Genomic DNA, 18,513 nt, shown 5'->3' with positions numbered 1-18,513 from the left:
TTTTACTCTAGTAACTTTGCCATTGCTGTTTTTACTATTTCTATGTTTTTTGCTCTGTTTGTAAGATTCTCTTTCTTCTGTTTTTGTACTACTTGACGTAATAAATTAACTCCTACTTTATCAAAATTATATTGTTTGTATTGAATTCCTTTAGCTACAATATCATCTGACAAGTTTTGAATAGCTTCAGTTTTATTACTTTTTGCTATTTTATCAAATGCTTTTTTATACAAACTTTGTATTTTCTTATTCTGACTTAAAAACATACCAGACATCACATTACCTGCTATAAAAGTTAGTTCCTCATCATCATTTTCTTCCAAATAAATTCTAGTTAATGGAGTTGCTATTATTTTTTTAACTTCTAATGGTAGCGTTTTAGATTTTTGAATGGCCAACGCTTTATCTACATAGTACATTCCTACTAAAGATTTTCCTAAAACAGAATATGATTCGCTTTTTAAGCCTTTTTCAAAAACCGTTTTTAATTCTGGATCTGTTAACTTCCCTAAGGTTTCTATTGCAGTTGCTTGCACTAAAGTTTTAGGGTCGTTCATAGCTATTTGCTTAATTTTTTCAATAACTCTTTTTTTAGAGTACTTATTAATTAAGTTTATATTCTCTAATGCTAAGATTCTTATTTTATAAAAATCATCACTCATTGCATTTGCAATAGCATTAAATGCCTTTTTATCGTCTTGTTTTTTTGCTACTTCTAATAAAGCCTCTCTTTTATGAATATAATTTTCTGCATATTTAAGTTGATGTATATAATCACTTAAAACTTTGTTTTCATTTATATCACATAACAATACTCCATCTGCATTTACTTGAATTAAATCTGGTTGCTCTGTATAAGGCAATGTAAAAGAAGCGTCTTTACCTTTTACAAAAACATTATGACGTGTACGTTTACTTGCTTCAAAAATATCTATAGCAAAAGGAAATGCAAACTCGTTTGCTTGGTTTTGAATAATATTAACCGTAACTGTTTTTCTTAACTTATTAAAATCATAAGATATTTCTAATTTTGGGTGTCCACTATTAAAATACCATTGATTAAAAAACCAGTTTAAATCTTTTCCTGTTACTTCTTCAAATGCTAAACGTAATTGATGTGCTTCACCAGTTCCATATTTATTAGCTGTTAAATACTTATTTAATCCTGCGTAAAATGCTTCATCTCCTAAATATTTACGTAACATATGTAAAATAGCTCCTCCTTTGTTATAACTAACCCCATCGAACATATCTTCTTTATCATGATAGTTAAAACGCACTAAATGTTTATCAAAATTTTGACCATTTTTATAACCTTGAGAATCTTCAAACAAATGAGCATCAGCATCGTTTTTTCCATATTTATGTTCTCTCCATAAATACTCGCTATAATTCGCAAAACTTTCGTTAACCGTTAAATTACTCCAACTTTCTGCTGTTACTAAATCTCCAAACCAATGATGAAAAGCCTCATGTGCTATGGTATTTTCTTGCACATTATTATCTATCAATTGCCCTGGCATTTGATATGCATTCTCTCCATGAATTACTGCTGTTGTATTTTCCATAGCTCCACTTACATAATCACGTCCAACTATCTGAGCATATTTATTCCATGGGTACTCTATTCCCGTTATTTTTGAGAAAAATGCTAGCATTTCTGGAGTATTACCAAAAATCTCTTTTGCATACGGCGCATATTCTTTTTCAACATAATAATCTACGGGAATATTCTTATAGGTGTCTTTTACTATTTCATACTCACCTATTCCCATAAAGAATAAATATGGAGCATGCTTTTGAGTAAAATTCCAATAATCTGTTCTTGTACCATTAGCATTATTTGTTTGTTTTTCTAATTTCCCGTTAGAAAGTGTTACAAACTTATTAGGCACAGTAATAAAAATTTCTTGTGATGTTTTCTGATTTGGTGAATCTATTGTAGGAAACCAACAACTACTCGCTTCCGTTTCACCTTGAGTCCAAATTTGAGTTGGTTTGTTTTTATCTAAACCTGTAGGATTAATAAAATACAATCCTTTTGCTGAAGTTATTGCTGCACTACCTTTCTGCTTTACTTTTTCGGGACGTGCTGTATATTTTATATAAATTGTAAACTTTTCATTTCGTTTATAAACACGAGGTAAATCAATAATTAATTGAAAATCGTCATAATTATAATCTAATGGCTTATTATTCATTGTTATCTTATGAATAGCCATTGCTTTTGCATCTAAAGTTACTTTACTTGTTTCATAAAAATGTGGTTGTAATGTTACCCATTCTTCTCCGTTTAACTCTTTATCTTTAAAATTAAAATCTACTTTTAATTTAGTATGAATTAAATCGTGTACTTTATCTTTTTCTCCTCTGTAAAGATCATTAGATTGAGAAAATAATGCAATACTAAAAAGAGTTATAATTAATGTGAGGGTTTTCTGAAACTTCATAAATTCTTTTCTTTGATTTTCAAAAATAGGAAAATCTATTGGTAGGCTTGTTAATGAGGCGTTAAAAAGAAAAAACCATCAAAATTTGATGGTTCTTTTATAATATATCTATAAAGGTTAATCCTCTATTCTTTCAATTTTTGCTCCAATAGATTTTAAACGAGCTTCTATATTTTCGTACCCTCTATCTATTTGCTCAATATTATTAATAATACTAGTTCCTTTTGCTGATAAAGCTGCTATTAATAACGAAATACCTGCTCTAATATCTGGTGATGTCATCTTGGTAGCTTTTAATTGAGATTGAAAATCATGCCCAATTACCGTAGCTCTATGTGGATCACACAAAATAACTTTAGCTCCCATATCAATCAATTTATCGACAAAAAACAAACGGCTTTCAAACATTTTTTGATGTATTAAAACAGTTCCTTTTGCTTGTGTAGCTATTACTAAAACAATACTTAATAAATCTGGAGTAAATCCAGGCCAAGGTGCATCAGAAACAGTTAATACTGATCCATCAATATAATTCTGAATCTCATAACTTTCTTGCTCTGGGATAAAAATATCATCTCCTCGCTTTTCTAAATTGATTCCTAATTTTCTAAATACATTAGGTATTTGCCCTAAATCTTTCCAACTAACATCTTTTATTGTTAATTCAGAACGCGTCATAGCAGCTACACCAATCCAACTACCTATTTCAATCATATCAGGTAATACTCTATGCTCGCAACCTCCTAAAGATGTTACTCCTTCAATAGTTAATAAGTTAGATCCTACTCCTGTTATTTTTGCTCCCATTGAATTCAACATTTTAGATAATTGTTGAATGTAAGGTTCACATGCTGCGTTATATATTCTTGTTGTTCCTTTTGCTAATACTGCTGCCATAACAATATTTGCTGTTCCTGTTACTGAGGCTTCATCTAGTAACATATCTGCTCCTACTAAACCAGTTTCAGTTTCAACTCCGTAGAAATATTCTTCTTTATTATAACGGAACTTTGCTCCAAGATTAATAAATCCTTCAAAATGCGTGTCTAATCGTCTACGTCCAATTTTATCTCCTCCTGGACGTGGAATATATCCTTTTCCAAAACGAGCTAATAACGGACCTACAATCATTATTGATCCTCTTAAAGAACTTCCATCTCTTTTAAATTCAGCTGACTCTAAATAGTTTAAATTAATTTCATCTGCTTGAAAGCTATAAGAATTTGCTCCTAATTTATCTACTTTAACACCTAATTCTCCTAAAATAAAAATTAGTTTATTTACATCAATAATATCAGGAATATTATTGATTACTACTTTTTCAGGAGTTAATAAGACCGCGCATATTATTTGTAATGCTTCATTTTTTGCTCCTTGAGGTGTAATTACTCCGTTTAATTTGTGACCTCCTTCAATTTTAAATGATGCCATTTACTTTTTTCTATATTTATTGTTACTGTAGTTCGTTTTTCCTTTATGTTGTCCCTTGTGCTGTCCCTTGTGTTGCCCTTGGTTACTTCGCTTTCTCAATAAGTTCTTACTTTCAGACAAAACTTCTTCAGACTCTCTTAAATCTATCTTTCTATCAGATAAATCATATAAATGCTTAAAAATAACAGCATCATCAACAGTATCTTTATTCCAGTTTAAATAGCATTTTTTCATATGATTTGCTATTGTAAACACTAAAGCTTCTCGCTTATCTCCTTCTTCCCAAGTTAATGCTATATCTATCATTGTTTGGATATTGTTACCATAGTAACGATATTTTGAAGCTGATTTTGGGTAAGCTAATTTTGTTGGTTTTTCTGTTAACTCTTCTTTTGAAGGTGTTTCATAAGGTGAATCTACATCTAATTTAAAATCAGCTATTATATGTAACTGATCCCATAACTTATGTTTAAAATCTGGCACATCTCGTAAATGAGGTTGTAAATTCCCCATTACATCTATAATCGCTTTTGCCATTGTATTTCTTTCTTCTTTAGATTCTAAAGCGATACAATGGTTTACTAATTTCTGTATATGTCTCCCGTATTCGGGGATTATTAAATTATTTCTTTCCGAATTATATTCTAAATCAAACGTCATTTCTCTTTATTTATATATGCAAAATAGGTAATTATTATGAATTAACTACCCGATTACTTTTAATTTTGCGAATTGTAATAATAATTTCTTCTTCCCTACAGTACCAAACTTAATTTCTGCTTTTTTATTTGGTCCTTTACCTTCTAATGCTATTACTTCTCCTGTTCCAAAGCGATTGTGCTCTACAAAATTACCTACAACAATTTCTCCGTCAAATAAATTCATCTTTGAATTTACTTCCGAGACTTTTTTCATTCTGCTTTTTGGAGGTATATCACTTGGTTTTTCCTTCTTCGCTAAAAACTCTTTACGCTTTTTCTGAATTGGTTTTTGAAAACGAATTTTTGTAGGCCCTTCTTCAAATAAACTTGCATCAATAAATCTATTTGCTGATCGTTCTGGTACTTTTGGCGCTAAATATTCTACATATTTATCATCAATTTCTTCTAAAAAACGACTTGGTTCTCCATCTGTTAATTTCCCCCAACGATAACGTGTTTGCGCATACGTTAAATACGCTACTTTCTCTGCTCTTGTTAGTGCTACATAAAATAAACGTCGTTCTTCTTCTAATTCATTTCGAGTATTCATACTCATTGCAGATGGAAAAAGACTTTCTTCTAAACCAACTATGTATACATAAGGATATTCTAACCCTTTTGACAAGTGAATAGTCATTAATGATACGCAAGGAGTATCGTCTTTCTCACTATCAAAATCAGTTGCTAGTGCTACATCTTCTAAAAATGAAGTTAGTGAAGCATCTTCTCCTGTTTCTATTTTATCAGTAATAAAGTCTTTAACTCCATTTAATAATTCTTGAACATTCTCAACTTTATTCACTCCTTCTGGAGTACCATCTTTTTGTAAATCTTTTACTAATTGTGTTTGTTTTACAACCAAATCTGCGATTTCAAAAGCATTCATTTTTTGTGCTTCTATTTGAAATCGTTGCATCATTCTAACAAAGTTCTCTAATTTCGTCTTTGTTCCTGAATTTATTTTTATATCTACTTTGTCTAAATTCAGTAAAATTTCAAAAATTGATTTTTGATAATGATTTGCTGCTATTGCTAATTTATCAATTGTTGTTGCCCCAATTCCTCGAGCTGGATAATTAATAATTCTCTTTAAAGCTTCTTCATCATTCGGATTTATTAACATACGTAAATATGATAATAAATCTTTTATTTCTTTTCGTTGATAAAACGATATTCCTCCATAGATTCTATACTTTATATCTTTTTTTCGTAAAGCATCCTCCATTGCTCTTGACTGTGCATTGGTACGATATAGTATTGCAAAAGAATCACTTGTTAATTGATTATTTATCTGATTTTCCCATATAGATTGTGCTACGAAACGACCTTCTTCTCCATCAGAGATTGTTCGCATTATTTTAATGCTTTCTCCTGCATCATTTGCTGTCCAAACTTCCTTATCTAACTTTGTTTTATTTTTATCTATAACACTGTTTGCAGCCTCTACAATATTACTTGTTGATCGGTAGTTTTGCTCTAGCTTAAATGTTTTTACATCTGGATAATCCTTTTGAAAATTTAGAATATTATTGATGTTTGCTCCACGGAAACTATAAATACTTTGTGAATCATCTCCTACCACACAAATGTTCTGAAAGCGATCTGCCAGTGCCCTTACAATTAAATATTGTGAATGATTTGTATCTTGGTACTCATCAACCATTATGTATCGGAAACGATCTTGATATTTTGCTAATACTTCTGGAAAACGTGTTAATAACTCATTGGTTCTTAACAATAAATCATCAAAATCCATTGCACCAGATTTAAAGCACCTCTCTACATAAGCCTTATATATATCTCCTACTCTTGGTCTACTCGCTTCCAAATCTGCTTGTTGTAAATCTGAGTTATTAAAATAGGCTCTAACTGTTATTAGACTATTTTTAAATGATGATATTCTACTTAAAATTTGTTTTGGCTTATAACGATCTTTATCTAAGCTCATTTCTTTGATAATCGTAGTTATTAACCGAACTGAATCTTGAGAATCGTATATTGTAAAATTAGATGGATATCCTAAACGATCTGCTTCTGAACGTAATATTCGTGCAAAAACGGAGTGAAAAGTTCCCATCCATAAATTTTTGGATTCACTTTGCCCTACAACTCCAGCAATACGTTCTTTCATTTCACGCGCTGCTTTATTTGTAAAGGTTAACGATAAAATATTAAAAGAATCTACTCCTTGTTGCATCATATGCGCTATACGATAGGTTAAAACTCTCGTTTTTCCTGATCCTGCTCCTGCAATAATTATCATTGGGCCATCTTTTTGCAAAACGGCGGCTCTTTGTGGTTCGTTAAGTTGTTCTAAATAAGTGCTCAATAGAAAAAAGTTGAAAGAATTTTTAAAACGGAAATTTAACCATTCTTTTAGGTTTTATAAAGAATGTGAACTTTTTTTTATTCACAAATATAAATTTAGTGCAAATCTATTTTTATACTGCTCATTCATCCTATTTTTAAAGAAGACTTGTATCTTAGCCTTTCGTTTAATTATAAGAAAAATGGAAGATAAAATTTTAGAAGGATTAGCTTATGCACTACCCGCTTTAATTACTGGTGGAGTTGCTTATTTAATATTAAGTCGATTTATAGAACAAGATAATAACGAGAAAAAGTTTAATGCTTTAGTTGAAAAAAAACGTGAGAGTTTACCTATAAAACTTCAAGCATATGAACGTTTATTATTATTTTGTGAACGTATTAACCCTTCAAAATTATTAACTCGCATTAACCCTATTGGTGATAATACTAACAGTTATTTACAACTTTTAATTGCCAATATTGAACAAGAATTTGAACATAACTTGGTGCAACAATTATATGTTTCTGAAGATAGTTGGAAAGCTGTATTAGCTGCTAAGCTTACTATAATTGCTAAATTTAGAAAAACAGCTGAGACCTCAGAAACTGCTAAGGAATTACGTGAAAAAATATTGGTTGATTATTCTCAAAATGAAAATCCAACCCAAACTTCTATAGCCTTTTTAAAACAAGAAGTGAAGAAATTGATTTAATAATCAATTTCTTCACTTCTATTAATACTTTAGTACAGAGAATTACTAATTTAATATTTTTTGCAACATAGAAAACACCTTTCTCTCAATTACATCAACAGTTCCATCTGCAAAAAAAACTTCTTTAATATCGTTTATTAATTCTTTTCTATCTTCTATTGAATATGAATTTTCACTTAAATACTGTTGAATTTTTTCAATATTTTGATGTTCACTTTCAACTACAATTTCTGTGTGAACTTTATTAAATGTTTCTTCATCCACTTTAGAAAGTATATATTCTCTTTCTTCTTTTGTTTCTATATGATTACAATGCGCTGCATATAATAATACATATACTTCAAATTCTCTTTTGGTCCAATCTAAATTCATTTATTTCTCTATTGGTAGTTCTAAATTACTAGCCCATTCTGTCCATGAGCCATCATACATTTTATATCTTTTATATCCTGCTATTTCGCTTCCTAATGCTAATATACATGCTGTTATTCCCGATCCACATGAAAAAATCACATCTTCTTTATTAGGGTTCAAATCTAAAAATATCTTTTGAATTTCTTCTTTTGCTCTCATCTTTCCTTCAATTTGCAGTTCTGAATATGGCAAACTTTTTGAATTTGGTATATGACCACTTCTTAAATCTGCCCTTGGCTCAGGTTCTATTGCGTAAAAACGCCCTTTAGAGCGTGCATCTAAAATTAGTTTTTTATTCTTTGATGCTTGGAGTACATTATTTGTTAAACTTATATTTTCTGTCTTAAAATCAGCTATAAAATCTCCTTTTATTACTTGCTTTAGTTTTAAAACCTCAACTGGATAATTATTCTTTAACCAACTTGGAAATCCGCCATTTAAAACAGTTATATTTTCAAATCCAAAAGCTTTAAACATCCACCAAACTCTTGGTGAAGAATAAACTCCTATTCTATCATAAACAACAATACTACTATTTTTATTTATCCCTAATTTCTGTACTTCCTCTTCAAAATTTTCTTTTGTAGGAATCGTATTTGGGTATAATCCTTCATTATCTAAAAAAACATTTTTTAGGTCAAAGAAAATAGTGTTTGGTATTTGCTGTTTTTCTTCTTTAGTTATTTCCTTTGTTCCTACTTTAGTAATGGTAGCATCTAAAACAATTAAATTTTCTGCATTTATATTCTCATATAACCATTCAACTGAAACTATTGGACTTTCTATTTTAAGTTTCATACTCTTTATAATTCATAAAAACATCAATGATAAAGTACTCATTGATGTTTTCAAATATATTTTTAATTAAGTTTTTTACTTTACCGCATCGTAATTATCGTCCCAATTTTTAGGCTTAGGATCTCCTAATTTACCTACTGATTTTGCTACAATCATAGAAACTGTTGCATCTCCTGTTACATTAATAGTTGTACGTAACATATCCAATGGTCTATCTACAGCAAAAATTAATGCCAAAGCTACTGGATATAAATCTTTTGGAAAACCAATTGACTCTAATACTATTACTAACATAACCATACCTGCTCCTGGAACTGCTGCGCTACCTATAGATGCAAGCAAAGCCGTTAGTACTATTGACATTTGGTTTGCAAACCCTAATCCTTCTGGCCATAAAACTTGCATTACAAATACTGCGGCTACTGCTTGGTATAAACTTGTACCATCCATATTTATAGTTGCTCCTACTGGCAATACAAAACTAGACACTTCTTTATCTACCCCAATATGCTCTTCTACACGTTCCATAGTTACTGGTAAAGTTGCTGCACTTGAACTTGTTGAAAATGCTAATAATTGTGCTGGGCTTAATTGTTTTAAAACCCAAAATGGATTTTTCTTTGTATAAACACTTACTAAAACCGAATAAAAAACAATCATTATTAATAAGCCTAACACTACAACTCCTGCATACTTTAATAAAGCTAATAATATATCTGGATCACCAGATGTTACTACAACGTTTGCTAATAAAGCAAATACAGCATAAGGAGAAATTAACATAATAAGGTCTACCATTTTTAATATGGCATCGTTTAAACTATCAAAAAACTTCTTTAATGGTTTCGCCTTCTTTTCTCCTATTAGCAACATTGAAATTCCTAAAAAGATAGTAAAGAAAATAACTTGTAACATTGCTTTATTATTACTCATAGCACTTACTGCATTATCTGGCACCATATCTACTACAAATTGTAACGGTCCACTACTCTGCTGTTTATTTGCCTCTGTAATTTTAGCTGTAATACTAGAACTTTTAGCATACGTGTTTGTTAATTTATCTACAGTTTCTTGTGATATTCCATCTCCTGGCTGAATTACATTTACCAATGCTAAACCAATAGTAATAGCTATAACTGTTGTTCCTATATAAATTAACATTGTTCTAACTCCAATGTTTTTAAATTTAGAAATGTCTTTTAAATCTGAAATTCCCTTAATTAATGATGCTATAATTAGTGGTACAGCTATTAACTTTAATAATTTAACAAATATGGTACCTAATGGTTTTATCCAATCTTCAATAAAATTATTCCAGCCAAATTGTAATGCTAAAAACCCAAAAAGGATTCCTAAAATCATTCCTATTAAAATTTGCCAGTGTAAAGCCAGTTTTTTCATGTAATCTATTTAATTTTTTAAAGGCTGTAAGGTAAAAATAAATATTTAAAAAAAATGTGACCTTAAATATGTAACTTGTGTCTCAATTATTGAGAACTAATTACTAATCTTATTATAACATAAAATGGCAGGAATTTTAGACTTATTAAACAGTGACTTAGGTAAAACAATTATATCTGGTGTAGCGGGTTCAACAGGACAAGACACTAACAAAACTAGTAGTGTTTTAACAATGGCTTTACCAGTTTTAATGAAAGCAATGCAACGTAATTCAACTACTTCGCAAGGAGCTGAAGGATTAATGGGAGCTATAAATAAACATGATGGTGGAATTTTAGACAACTTAGGAGATTTATTTAAAGGTGGTGTAAATGCTGATGTTTTACAAGACGGTAGTAAGATTTTAGGGCATGTTTTAGGTAATAAACAACAAGGTGTTGAACAAGTACTTAGTCAAAAATCTGGTATGGATTCTGGCGCTGTTGCTAATATTTTAAAAACAGCAGCTCCTATTTTAATGGGAGTTTTAGGAAAACAATCTCGTCAAAGTAATGTAAATAACTCTAATGACTTAGGTGGTTTACTAGGTGGTTTGTTAGGTGGAAACTCTGCTAAAAAAGAGCAAAGCTTTTTAGAACAAATTTTAGATGCTGATGGAGATGGTAGTATTGTTGATGATGTAGCTGGTATGGTTTTAGGTAATGGTGGTAGTCAACAAAAATCTGGTGGTTTACTAGGTGGTTTATTGGGTGGCATCTTTGGTAAGAAATAAATTCATATAAATAAGAAAGAGCAAAATAAATGTTTTGCTCTTTCTTATTTATTAAACATAACAAACCTCTATTAATATTCCCACTACACCTAAAAACAAACATAATGGCGAAAAATATTTTGAATCATTAACCCCGAACTTTGTTTGTTTAATTTTCTTAAAGAAACCTACATATTTAAAATCCCCTACTGCTCGTAATATAAAAACGCCTCCAACTACATATAATCCATAGTTTAAAAGCCAACTTGGTATTAAATCTGTTTTAAAAAGGTTAATTTTTACAGCATATAAAATTGCTATAATTAATAAAAATACACCTACAAACAAACTATCTATCCATTTCGGATTCATTACCTCTTCTCCATTTATTTTTGTTGGGATTACTTCCTTAAAAGCCCACTTACCTCCTACTGACCAATATAAATGAATTATAGAAATAAAAACTAGTATTAAAAAGCTAATCAATCCTAAAAAATAGATCATAATTTGTCGTTTTTAATGTAAATTTGTTAAGCCAAATTTAAGAACAACTTATGACAACTTTATTGATAAATATCAAGGAATTAATTCAAGTTAGAGAACATACTATAAAAAAAGTAAGTGGGAAAGACATGAATGTTTTACCAACCATAAAAAATGCTTTTTTACTTATTGAAAATGATCGAATTATAGATTTTGGTGTTATGGATAATTTATCTATCTCTGCTGATAAAACTATAGATTGTAGTGGTAAAATGGTATTACCTACTTGGTGTGATTCTCATACGCACATTGTATATGCTGGAAACAGAGAACAAGAATTTGTTGATAGAATCAATGGCTTATCATATGAAGAAATAGCTAATAATGGTGGTGGAATTTTAAATTCTGCTAAGAAATTGCAACAAACTTCAGAAAATGATTTATATAAACAATCTTCTGTCCGTTTAGAAGAAGTTATGAAACAAGGTACTGGTGCATTAGAAATTAAATCGGGCTATGGTTTAACTATTGATGCTGAGTTAAAGATGTTACGAGTAATTAAAAAACTAAGAGATAATTATGATCTACCTATTAAAGCTACTTTTTTAGGTGCTCATGCTTTTCCTACTAAATATAAAAATAATAAAAAAGGGTACATTAATTTAATTATAAATGAAATGCTTCCTAAAATTGCTGAAGAAAATTTAGCTGAATTTATTGATGCTTTTTGTGAAACTGGTTATTTTTCGGTTGAAGATACTGATAGAATTTTATCTGCTGGAAAAAAATATGGATTAACTCCAAAAGTGCATGTGAATCAATTTACTACTATTGGTGGTGTTCAAGTAAGTGTTAAACACGATGCTTTATCTGTAGATCATTTAGAAGTTATGAATACCGATGATATTGAAACGTTAAAAGGTTCTAAAACAATGCCTGTTGCTTTACCTTCTTGTTCTTATTTTTTAAGTATTCCTTATACTCCTGCTCGCGATATTATAAACGCTGGATTACCTTTGGCTTTAGCTACAGATTTTAACCCTGGTTCTACTCCTTCTGGAAATATGAATTTTGTAGTTGCCACCGCATGTATTAAAATGAAAATGACTCCGGAAGAAGCTATTAATGCAGCAACTATAAATGGCGCTTACGCTATGAATCTTTCTAATGAAGTTGGGAGTATTACTAAAGGAAAAAAGGCAAACTTTATTATTACTAAAGAAATTTTAAGTTATGGAGCAATTCCTTATAACTTTGGCTCGGTATTAATTGATTCAGTTTTTATTAACGGAAAAGCTATTTAATATGTTGCGTACGTTTTCAGAACATGATATTAAAAATTTTGTAAGTCTTAGACAAGGAGAAACTAAGATTGGTGAATTAATACATACTGTTTCTAATAATAATAATAACATTTCCGAAGAACTAAAAAAATCATCTGCTAAGTTTGTTATTTTTGGTGTTCCAGAAGATATTGGTGTAAAAATGAATTATGGAAATGGTGGAGCTCATACAGCATTTACTCCAGCTTTAAAAGCTTTTTTAAGCACACAAGAAAATCAATTTATTAGTGGAAAAGACATTTTCGTTTTAGGTTATTTAGATTATTTAGAAGATGTTTCTGATTTTGATAAAAATGATAGAGAAATCGGTGATTTATTAGTAAAATCTATAGATAAAAAACTATCAGAGGTTATTAAAATGATCATAGATGCAAATAAAACCCCAATTGTAATTGGTGGTGGCCATAACAATTCTTATGGTAATTTAAAAGGTCTTTCAGAAGCTAAAAAGCAACCTATAAACGTTGTTAACTTAGATGCTCATACAGATTTACGTCAACTAGAAGAACGCCATAGTGGTAATGGTTTTTCATATGCAATTGAGCATAAATATTTAGAAAAATATTTTATGTTTGGCTTACATGAAAATTATACTCCGCAGTATATTTTTGATTATATTCATAATAATTCGAAGATTGATTATAATACTTACGAAGATTTAGAAGTTTACAAATCTATTTCATTTGACAATGAGTTAGAACGTACTGCTAATTTTATTCAAGATCAACCTTTTGGTATTGAAATAGATTTAGATTGCATTCAAAACTTTCCTAGTAGTGCTATGACTTCAAGTGGTTTTAGTCCTTTACAAGCTAGGCAATTTGTACATTATTTTGGTAAAAATCCTAATGCTTCTTATATTCATATTTGTGAAGGAGCTCCTTCTGTTATGAATGACGAAACCGCAGCTGGTCAAGTAGGTAAATTTATAAGTTATTTAATTTCTGATTTTATTAAAGCTCAAGGAAAGTAATTTATTTTGGATTAAACTAAGTTTAATCAATCCAGTTTTTAAATTCTTTTACTCGCTCTCTACTTACAATTATCTCTGCTTCATTATAAGAGTGTAGTATTAGTTTTAAACGAGAGTTCGTATATGATATAATGTCTTTTATAGCGTTTATATGAATAATATATGTTCTATTCACTCTAAAAAATTGCTCTGGATCTAATTGTTCTTGCCAATGCTCAAGTGAATGATCTATCAAATAATTTCTATTTGAGTTTGTATGAATATATGTTGATTTATTTTCTGAATAAAAACATTCTATTTCATCTACATGTATAATCTTAATATGCTGTCCTACTTTAATAGTAAAACGCTTCTTAAACTTTCTATCAACTGGGTTAATTAATAATTTTCTAATATCATCAATGTTAACTTGAACATCTGACTGTTTTGGTTGATTTTCTTTAAATTTCTCAACTGCTACTTTCAATTCATCTTCATCAATAGGTTTTAATAAGTAATCTATTGAATTTAATTTAAATGCCTTTAATGCATATTCATCATAAGCTGTTGTAAAGATTATTGCTGACTTTACCTCTACTTCTTCAAAAATCTCAAATGATAACCCATCTGATAATTGAATGTCTAAAAAAATTAACTCTGGATGTTTATTCTTTTGAAACCAATTAATTGATTCTTCTACCGAATGTAACATTGTTTCTACTTCAATTCCTAATTCAGCTAGCATTCTACTTAATCTTCTTGCTGCTGGTTTTTCATCTTCAATTATTAATACACTCATTATATCTTATTAATTTTCATCCATGTATTCTTTAACTTTTCTTTCTTCCCAATCTTTATTAAAGAGTTTGTCTTTCCCTAAAACATTAACCGCATGTATTAATACTGCAATTCCCCACCAAAAGAAAATTCGATAATTACTAATATCTGTAAATGCTTCTACAAACGAACTACCATAATTAATATCTTTATAAATTCTATAGCCAATAAAAATAATATTTAATAGAATATAAAACGTTAAATGTTTATAGAACTTTTTTATATCCTCTACTCTTTTTTTTGCTTTTATATATTTTTCTGATTGTTTTTTTGAGTCCATAATCTATTCGTTTTCGTTCATTATACTTTTTATTTTTTCTCTTTCCCAATTCTCTATAAAAGTAAATTTATCTTTAAAAACATAGATACCATAAATTAGAAGTCCAATTCCCCATAATAATGAGTTTACCCAAATATTAGCTTTAGCCCATTTTAAGGTGTTTGGGTTTGCAATATGATTCTCAAAAAAATTAAATATTGTATTTGAAAAAAACATTATTATTAACATTATTAAAACAAATAACTGTAAATGATTATAAAAGTTTTTTTGTTTTGCTACTGTTTTCTGAGCTCTTATATATTTATCTTCTTGTATCATCATTCTCTTTTAGATACTCTTCAATTTTTCTTTTCTCCCAATCTTTATTAAAAAAGATATTTGTTCCAAATGTCCCCAACCAATGAAAAAACAAACCTATCCCCCAAAAAAGCCAAGTAGCATACACTCCAAAATTAGTTATTGCTTTAGTAAAGGATTGATTATTATCATTCATTATTCCTACTGTTACAACTACAGATATAAAGATATTAACACCTATGTATGATACTAAATGCCAATAAAAGCCTTTTATCTTTTCTACTCGCTTTTTAGCAAGCATATACTTATGTTCATTTCTATAATCTCTTTCCATTTTACTTATTCTTTTCTAAATATTCTTTTATCTTCTTTTCTTCCCAATCTTTTCCAAAACCTAATACGTTTTTTCCAAAAACTAACATCCAATGAATAAAGGTTACTAGAACTATTCCTATTACTGCAAACCAAAACCAATGAAAAGAAGGTGAGAACTTTAAATTAACAAAGACAATAATTATAATTGAAAGTACATTTACCAAAACATGAGCATAAAACCCTTTTATTTCCTTAATCTTTTTTTTAGCTTCTAAATATTTTTTCTCTTCTGTATATTTATTATCCATAATTACTATTCTTTATCTAAATATTCTTTTATTTTTTGTTCTTCCCAATCTTTTCCAAAACCTAATTTTTCAAATCCAAAAACTCCTAACCAATGAAAGAACAGTCCTGTTGTCATACCAATGATTGGAAAATAAAACCAATGATATTGCGGTACAAATTTTAAATTGATAAAAATTAAAACAGGAATTACTAAAACTGTTACTAACAAATGAATATACAACCCCTTTATTTTTTCTACTTTCTTCTTTGCTCTGGCATATTTTTGTTCTTCTGTAAATTCTCTTTTCATCTTATTTATATTTTTCTTCATCTTTTAAAATTTCATTGATTTTTCGTTCTTCCCAGTTTTTTCCTAAAAACAAATTATAATTATTCGCTTCTAAATAATGAAAAACTAATCCTATCCCCCAACCTATCATTGGAAACCAAAACCATTGAAAACCTGAATATGTTTTTAAATTAATAAATATTAAAAAAGGTATTACTAAACAGTACGAAACTAAGTTTTGATAGAATTCTTTTAATTTTTCAACTCTTTCAACTGCTTTTACATACTTACTATTTTCTAAATCACTTGTATTATAGTTCATTGTATTTGTTTTTGTTAACAGTGGTAAACTCACTGTAAATGTTTTGTTATTATTTGTTATTTCTACAGTCCTATCGGTTATTAAACCATAACGATCTGCTATATTTCTTAATCCAACTTTTGTACTTTTCCCTATAGCTTCTTTTGGATTAATATTATTTTGAATTTGTAAAAAACCATTTTCTTCAAAAATTCTTATTTCTAAGGGTTTTGTTGAAGACACAACATTATGTTTTACTGCATTCTCAAGTAATAATTGTAATGATAAAGGCACTATTTTTAATTCTGAGTTACTTATTTCATTAGGGATTGTAAACTTTACTGCATCTTCAAAACGCATCTGTAATAATTCCATATAGGTTTTAGCAAATTGTAATTCTTCTTGAATAAGTACTAATTCTTTATTACGCTGTTCTAAAACATACCTATATACTTTAGATAATTTAGTAGTAAACTTTTCAGCTTGCTTAGGATTTTCTCCAATTAAAGAGGTTAAAACATTTAAACTATTAAATAAAAAATGTGGGTCTAATTGACTTTTTAATGTTTCAAACTTTGCAGTCTCTGTTTTTGCTACTATTTCATGTTGGGTAGTTTCTCTTTTTACAGATGCTTTCCAATTTATCATAAAGCCACGAGCATGAAAAAACACCGCCATTCCCAACGAAAGAATAATACCAAATAAATGTGCTAAGATTAAATTCCCTTTAAAAAAACTAGATACTGGGTGGCTAAAAATAATTACATATTGTACATAATGAATTGCTAAAACTGCTATAATTGTATAAACAACTGTTGTAATTACTCCAGCCCAAACTCGTTCGTTCGTTTGAGTTACCCAATCCCATTTAGTATTTAAATAATCGTTAATTATACCATTCCCTAAACCTAATGAAAAAGAATACATAGCTGAAATTAAAAATACTAAAGCTGCTCCTTTTAAAGTAAATTGTTGATTTACAATAATAAAAAAGATTCCAAAGATTATTGTTAATTTTAAACAAACCCAAATATCATTTTTTAAGCTTTTAAAAGTATTTTTAATAGGTAATTTCATTGGTATATTATTCTTAAAATTTGATTTCTAAAGATACATTTTTATCATCAACTAAAAACTTAATTTGATCATATTGAGGTGGTCCAAACCTGTTCATATTGTTTGTAGAAACCCCATAATCTTCAATTGGCATACCATTCGGTTGAAAGTCCATTTTATTATTGTTATTCTTATCATGAAAACAAATAATAGCATATTCTCCTTCTGGAACATTTTCAAAAACCACAGTACTTTCACCCTTAATTATTTTTGATGACTTTGCTAAAACTGGCTCTTTTCTAAAATTGTCTTTAGTATATAATGCATAACTTATCTTTCCTTCATCTGTAGTAGCATTTGTAACTGTTGCAGTTATTGTGCTATTTTGTGCTGTTACTTTTCCTGCTATAAAAAATAAACTTACTATAAACACTGTTGTAAAAAATTTCATCTCTTTTATTTTTATTGGTTAATTATGGTACAAATATCTTCAGGTTATGTAGTTTTTAAAACTAAAAGAAACTCAATTGTATTTTTTTAAGGATGAACTGTAACAATTTGTATTTTTGAGCTACTTATAATTTATCAACTGGACTAAACTTAGTGGAAAAGAAACTAGAAAATAAATTTTTATCTGATTTTGAATCAAATCAAAACATTGTACATAAGGTGTGTAGGATATATACAACTAATCAAGATGCACATAACGATTTGTTTCAAGAGATAACAATTCAGCTATGGAAAAACTATAGTAAGTTTAGAGGTGATGCTAAATTTAGTACTTGGATGTATCGAGTAGCCTTAAATACGGCAATTTCTTTATACAGAAAATCTACAAGAACTGTAAAAACTCAAGACATTACCGACTATACTTTTAAAATTAAGGCTGAAGATTATGATGAAACAGAAGAATTACAATTAAAATCGTTGTATAACGCAATTAGAAAATTAAACGATATTGATAAAGCTCTTATCTTTTTGTATTTAGAAGATAAACCTTATAAAGAAATATCAGAAACTCTTGGTATTAGTGAAGTAAATGCTAGGGTTAAAATGAACAGAGCAAAGGAAAAATTAAAAAAAGTATTAAACCCATAATAATA

General features: G+C 29.0%; 21 protein-coding genes. 5 read left to right on the top strand and 16 right to left on the bottom strand.

Annotation, left to right across the window (positions count from 1 at the left end):
• Positions 1 to 2: 2 nt before the first annotated feature.
• The 4 genes from Q0881_RS05395 to Q0881_RS05380 all read right to left on the bottom strand — a co-directional run bounded on the left by Q0881_RS05395 (position 3) and on the right by Q0881_RS05380 (position 6,911).
• Positions 3 to 2,450: a M1 family metallopeptidase gene (locus tag Q0881_RS05395; protein WP_299157535.1), complete on the bottom strand. Its 2,448-nt coding sequence runs from the start codon at positions 2,448 to 2,450 to the stop codon at positions 3 to 5.
• 117 nt (positions 2,451 to 2,567) lie between these two features.
• Positions 2,568 to 3,881, bottom strand: coding sequence for a UDP-N-acetylglucosamine 1-carboxyvinyltransferase (gene murA, locus Q0881_RS05390; RefSeq protein ID WP_299157533.1), 1,314 nt, complete (start codon positions 3,879 to 3,881; stop codon positions 2,568 to 2,570).
• On the bottom strand, positions 3,882 to 4,541 hold the full coding sequence (locus Q0881_RS05385) for a DUF4290 domain-containing protein (RefSeq protein WP_299157532.1): 660 nt from the start codon (positions 4,539 to 4,541) through the stop codon (positions 3,882 to 3,884).
• Positions 4,542 to 4,586: 45 nt separating this feature from the next.
• Positions 4,587 to 6,911 carry a UvrD-helicase domain-containing protein gene (locus Q0881_RS05380; protein ID WP_299157531.1) on the bottom strand — a complete coding sequence of 775 codons (2,325 nt, stop codon included), beginning with the start codon at positions 6,909 to 6,911 and terminating at the stop codon, positions 4,587 to 4,589.
• A gap of 181 nt (positions 6,912 to 7,092) precedes the next feature.
• On the opposite strand from Q0881_RS05380, the gene Q0881_RS05375 reads away from it, so the two are divergent.
• Positions 7,093 to 7,605 carry a hypothetical protein gene (locus Q0881_RS05375; RefSeq protein ID WP_299157530.1) on the top strand — a complete coding sequence of 171 codons (513 nt, stop codon included), beginning with the start codon at positions 7,093 to 7,095 and terminating at the stop codon, positions 7,603 to 7,605.
• A gap of 45 nt (positions 7,606 to 7,650) precedes the next feature.
• On the opposite strand, the gene Q0881_RS05370 is transcribed toward Q0881_RS05375, so the two are convergent.
• The 3 genes from Q0881_RS05370 to Q0881_RS05360 form a co-directional block, all read right to left on the bottom strand.
• Entirely contained in the window at positions 7,651 to 7,977 is a 327-nt protein-coding gene (locus tag Q0881_RS05370; protein WP_299157529.1) for a hypothetical protein, read from the bottom strand.
• The gene (locus Q0881_RS05365; protein WP_299157528.1) at positions 7,978 to 8,817 is read right to left on the bottom strand and encodes a sulfurtransferase; all 840 of its coding nucleotides are present in this window, start codon (positions 8,815 to 8,817) and stop codon (positions 7,978 to 7,980) included.
• Between the two features lie 75 nt (positions 8,818 to 8,892).
• Positions 8,893 to 10,218 (bottom strand): dicarboxylate/amino acid:cation symporter, encoded by a 1,326-nt coding sequence (locus Q0881_RS05360; RefSeq protein WP_299157527.1) that lies wholly within the window; start codon positions 10,216 to 10,218, stop codon positions 8,893 to 8,895.
• A gap of 124 nt (positions 10,219 to 10,342) precedes the next feature.
• Here Q0881_RS05360 and Q0881_RS05355 point away from each other — a divergent pair, with 124 nt between their 5' ends.
• On the top strand, positions 10,343 to 10,990 hold the full coding sequence (locus Q0881_RS05355) for a DUF937 domain-containing protein (protein WP_299157526.1): 648 nt from the start codon (positions 10,343 to 10,345) through the stop codon (positions 10,988 to 10,990).
• Positions 10,991 to 11,041: 51 nt separating this feature from the next.
• Here the strand turns inward: Q0881_RS05355 and Q0881_RS05350 are convergent, their stop codons facing one another.
• Positions 11,042 to 11,473, bottom strand: coding sequence for a DUF3995 domain-containing protein (locus Q0881_RS05350; protein ID WP_299157524.1), 432 nt, complete (start codon positions 11,471 to 11,473; stop codon positions 11,042 to 11,044).
• A 50-nt stretch (positions 11,474 to 11,523) separates the two neighbouring features.
• On the opposite strand from Q0881_RS05350, the gene hutI reads away from it, so the two are divergent.
• Positions 11,524 to 12,756, top strand: coding sequence for an imidazolonepropionase (hutI, locus tag Q0881_RS05345; RefSeq protein WP_299157522.1), 1,233 nt, complete (start codon positions 11,524 to 11,526; stop codon positions 12,754 to 12,756).
• Between the two features lies 1 nt (position 12,757).
• Complete coding sequence (locus Q0881_RS05340) at positions 12,758 to 13,768, top strand: formimidoylglutamase (protein ID WP_299157520.1); 1,011 nt, start codon at positions 12,758 to 12,760, stop codon at positions 13,766 to 13,768.
• Positions 13,769 to 13,790: 22 nt separating this feature from the next.
• Here the strand turns inward: Q0881_RS05340 and Q0881_RS05335 are convergent, their stop codons facing one another.
• Genes Q0881_RS05335 through Q0881_RS05300 form a run of 8 tightly spaced genes read right to left on the bottom strand, consistent with a single transcriptional unit; the run spans position 13,791 to position 17,861 of the window.
• Entirely contained in the window at positions 13,791 to 14,546 is a 756-nt protein-coding gene (locus tag Q0881_RS05335; RefSeq protein WP_299157519.1) for a LytTR family DNA-binding domain-containing protein, read from the bottom strand.
• Positions 14,547 to 14,555: 9 nt separating this feature from the next.
• Positions 14,556 to 14,864 (bottom strand): 2TM domain-containing protein, encoded by a 309-nt coding sequence (locus Q0881_RS05330; RefSeq protein ID WP_299157517.1) that lies wholly within the window; start codon positions 14,862 to 14,864, stop codon positions 14,556 to 14,558.
• 3 nt (positions 14,865 to 14,867) lie between these two features.
• Entirely contained in the window at positions 14,868 to 15,185 is a 318-nt protein-coding gene (locus tag Q0881_RS05325) for a 2TM domain-containing protein (RefSeq protein ID WP_299157515.1), read from the bottom strand.
• Positions 15,166 to 15,495: a 2TM domain-containing protein gene (locus tag Q0881_RS05320; RefSeq protein WP_299157514.1), complete on the bottom strand. Its 330-nt coding sequence runs from the start codon at positions 15,493 to 15,495 to the stop codon at positions 15,166 to 15,168. The genes Q0881_RS05325 and Q0881_RS05320 overlap by 20 nt, the downstream gene beginning before the upstream one ends.
• A gap of 1 nt (position 15,496) precedes the next feature.
• Positions 15,497 to 15,784 (bottom strand): 2TM domain-containing protein, encoded by a 288-nt coding sequence (locus tag Q0881_RS05315; RefSeq protein WP_299157513.1) that lies wholly within the window; start codon positions 15,782 to 15,784, stop codon positions 15,497 to 15,499.
• Between the two features lie 5 nt (positions 15,785 to 15,789).
• Positions 15,790 to 16,095 (bottom strand): 2TM domain-containing protein, encoded by a 306-nt coding sequence (locus Q0881_RS05310; RefSeq protein WP_299157511.1) that lies wholly within the window; start codon positions 16,093 to 16,095, stop codon positions 15,790 to 15,792.
• Positions 16,076 to 17,431 carry a 2TM domain-containing protein gene (locus Q0881_RS05305; RefSeq protein WP_299157509.1) on the bottom strand — a complete coding sequence of 452 codons (1,356 nt, stop codon included), beginning with the start codon at positions 17,429 to 17,431 and terminating at the stop codon, positions 16,076 to 16,078. The genes Q0881_RS05310 and Q0881_RS05305 overlap by 20 nt, the downstream gene beginning before the upstream one ends.
• A gap of 13 nt (positions 17,432 to 17,444) precedes the next feature.
• Complete coding sequence (locus tag Q0881_RS05300) at positions 17,445 to 17,861, bottom strand: DUF2141 domain-containing protein (RefSeq protein ID WP_299157507.1); 417 nt, start codon at positions 17,859 to 17,861, stop codon at positions 17,445 to 17,447.
• Positions 17,862 to 18,013: 152 nt separating this feature from the next.
• On the opposite strand from Q0881_RS05300, the gene Q0881_RS05295 reads away from it, so the two are divergent.
• A complete protein-coding gene (locus tag Q0881_RS05295; RefSeq protein WP_299157506.1) occupies positions 18,014 to 18,508 on the top strand; it encodes an RNA polymerase sigma factor in 495 nt (164 codons plus the stop codon).
• Positions 18,509 to 18,513: the final 5 nt, after the last annotated feature.

Origin of the sequence: uncultured Tenacibaculum sp. (assembly GCF_947494125.1) — a bacterium.
Lineage (GTDB): Bacteria > Bacteroidota > Bacteroidia > Flavobacteriales > Flavobacteriaceae > Polaribacter.
The sequence above is the reverse complement of the archived record's forward strand: the minus strand, read 5'-3'. Positions and strand labels throughout refer to the sequence as shown.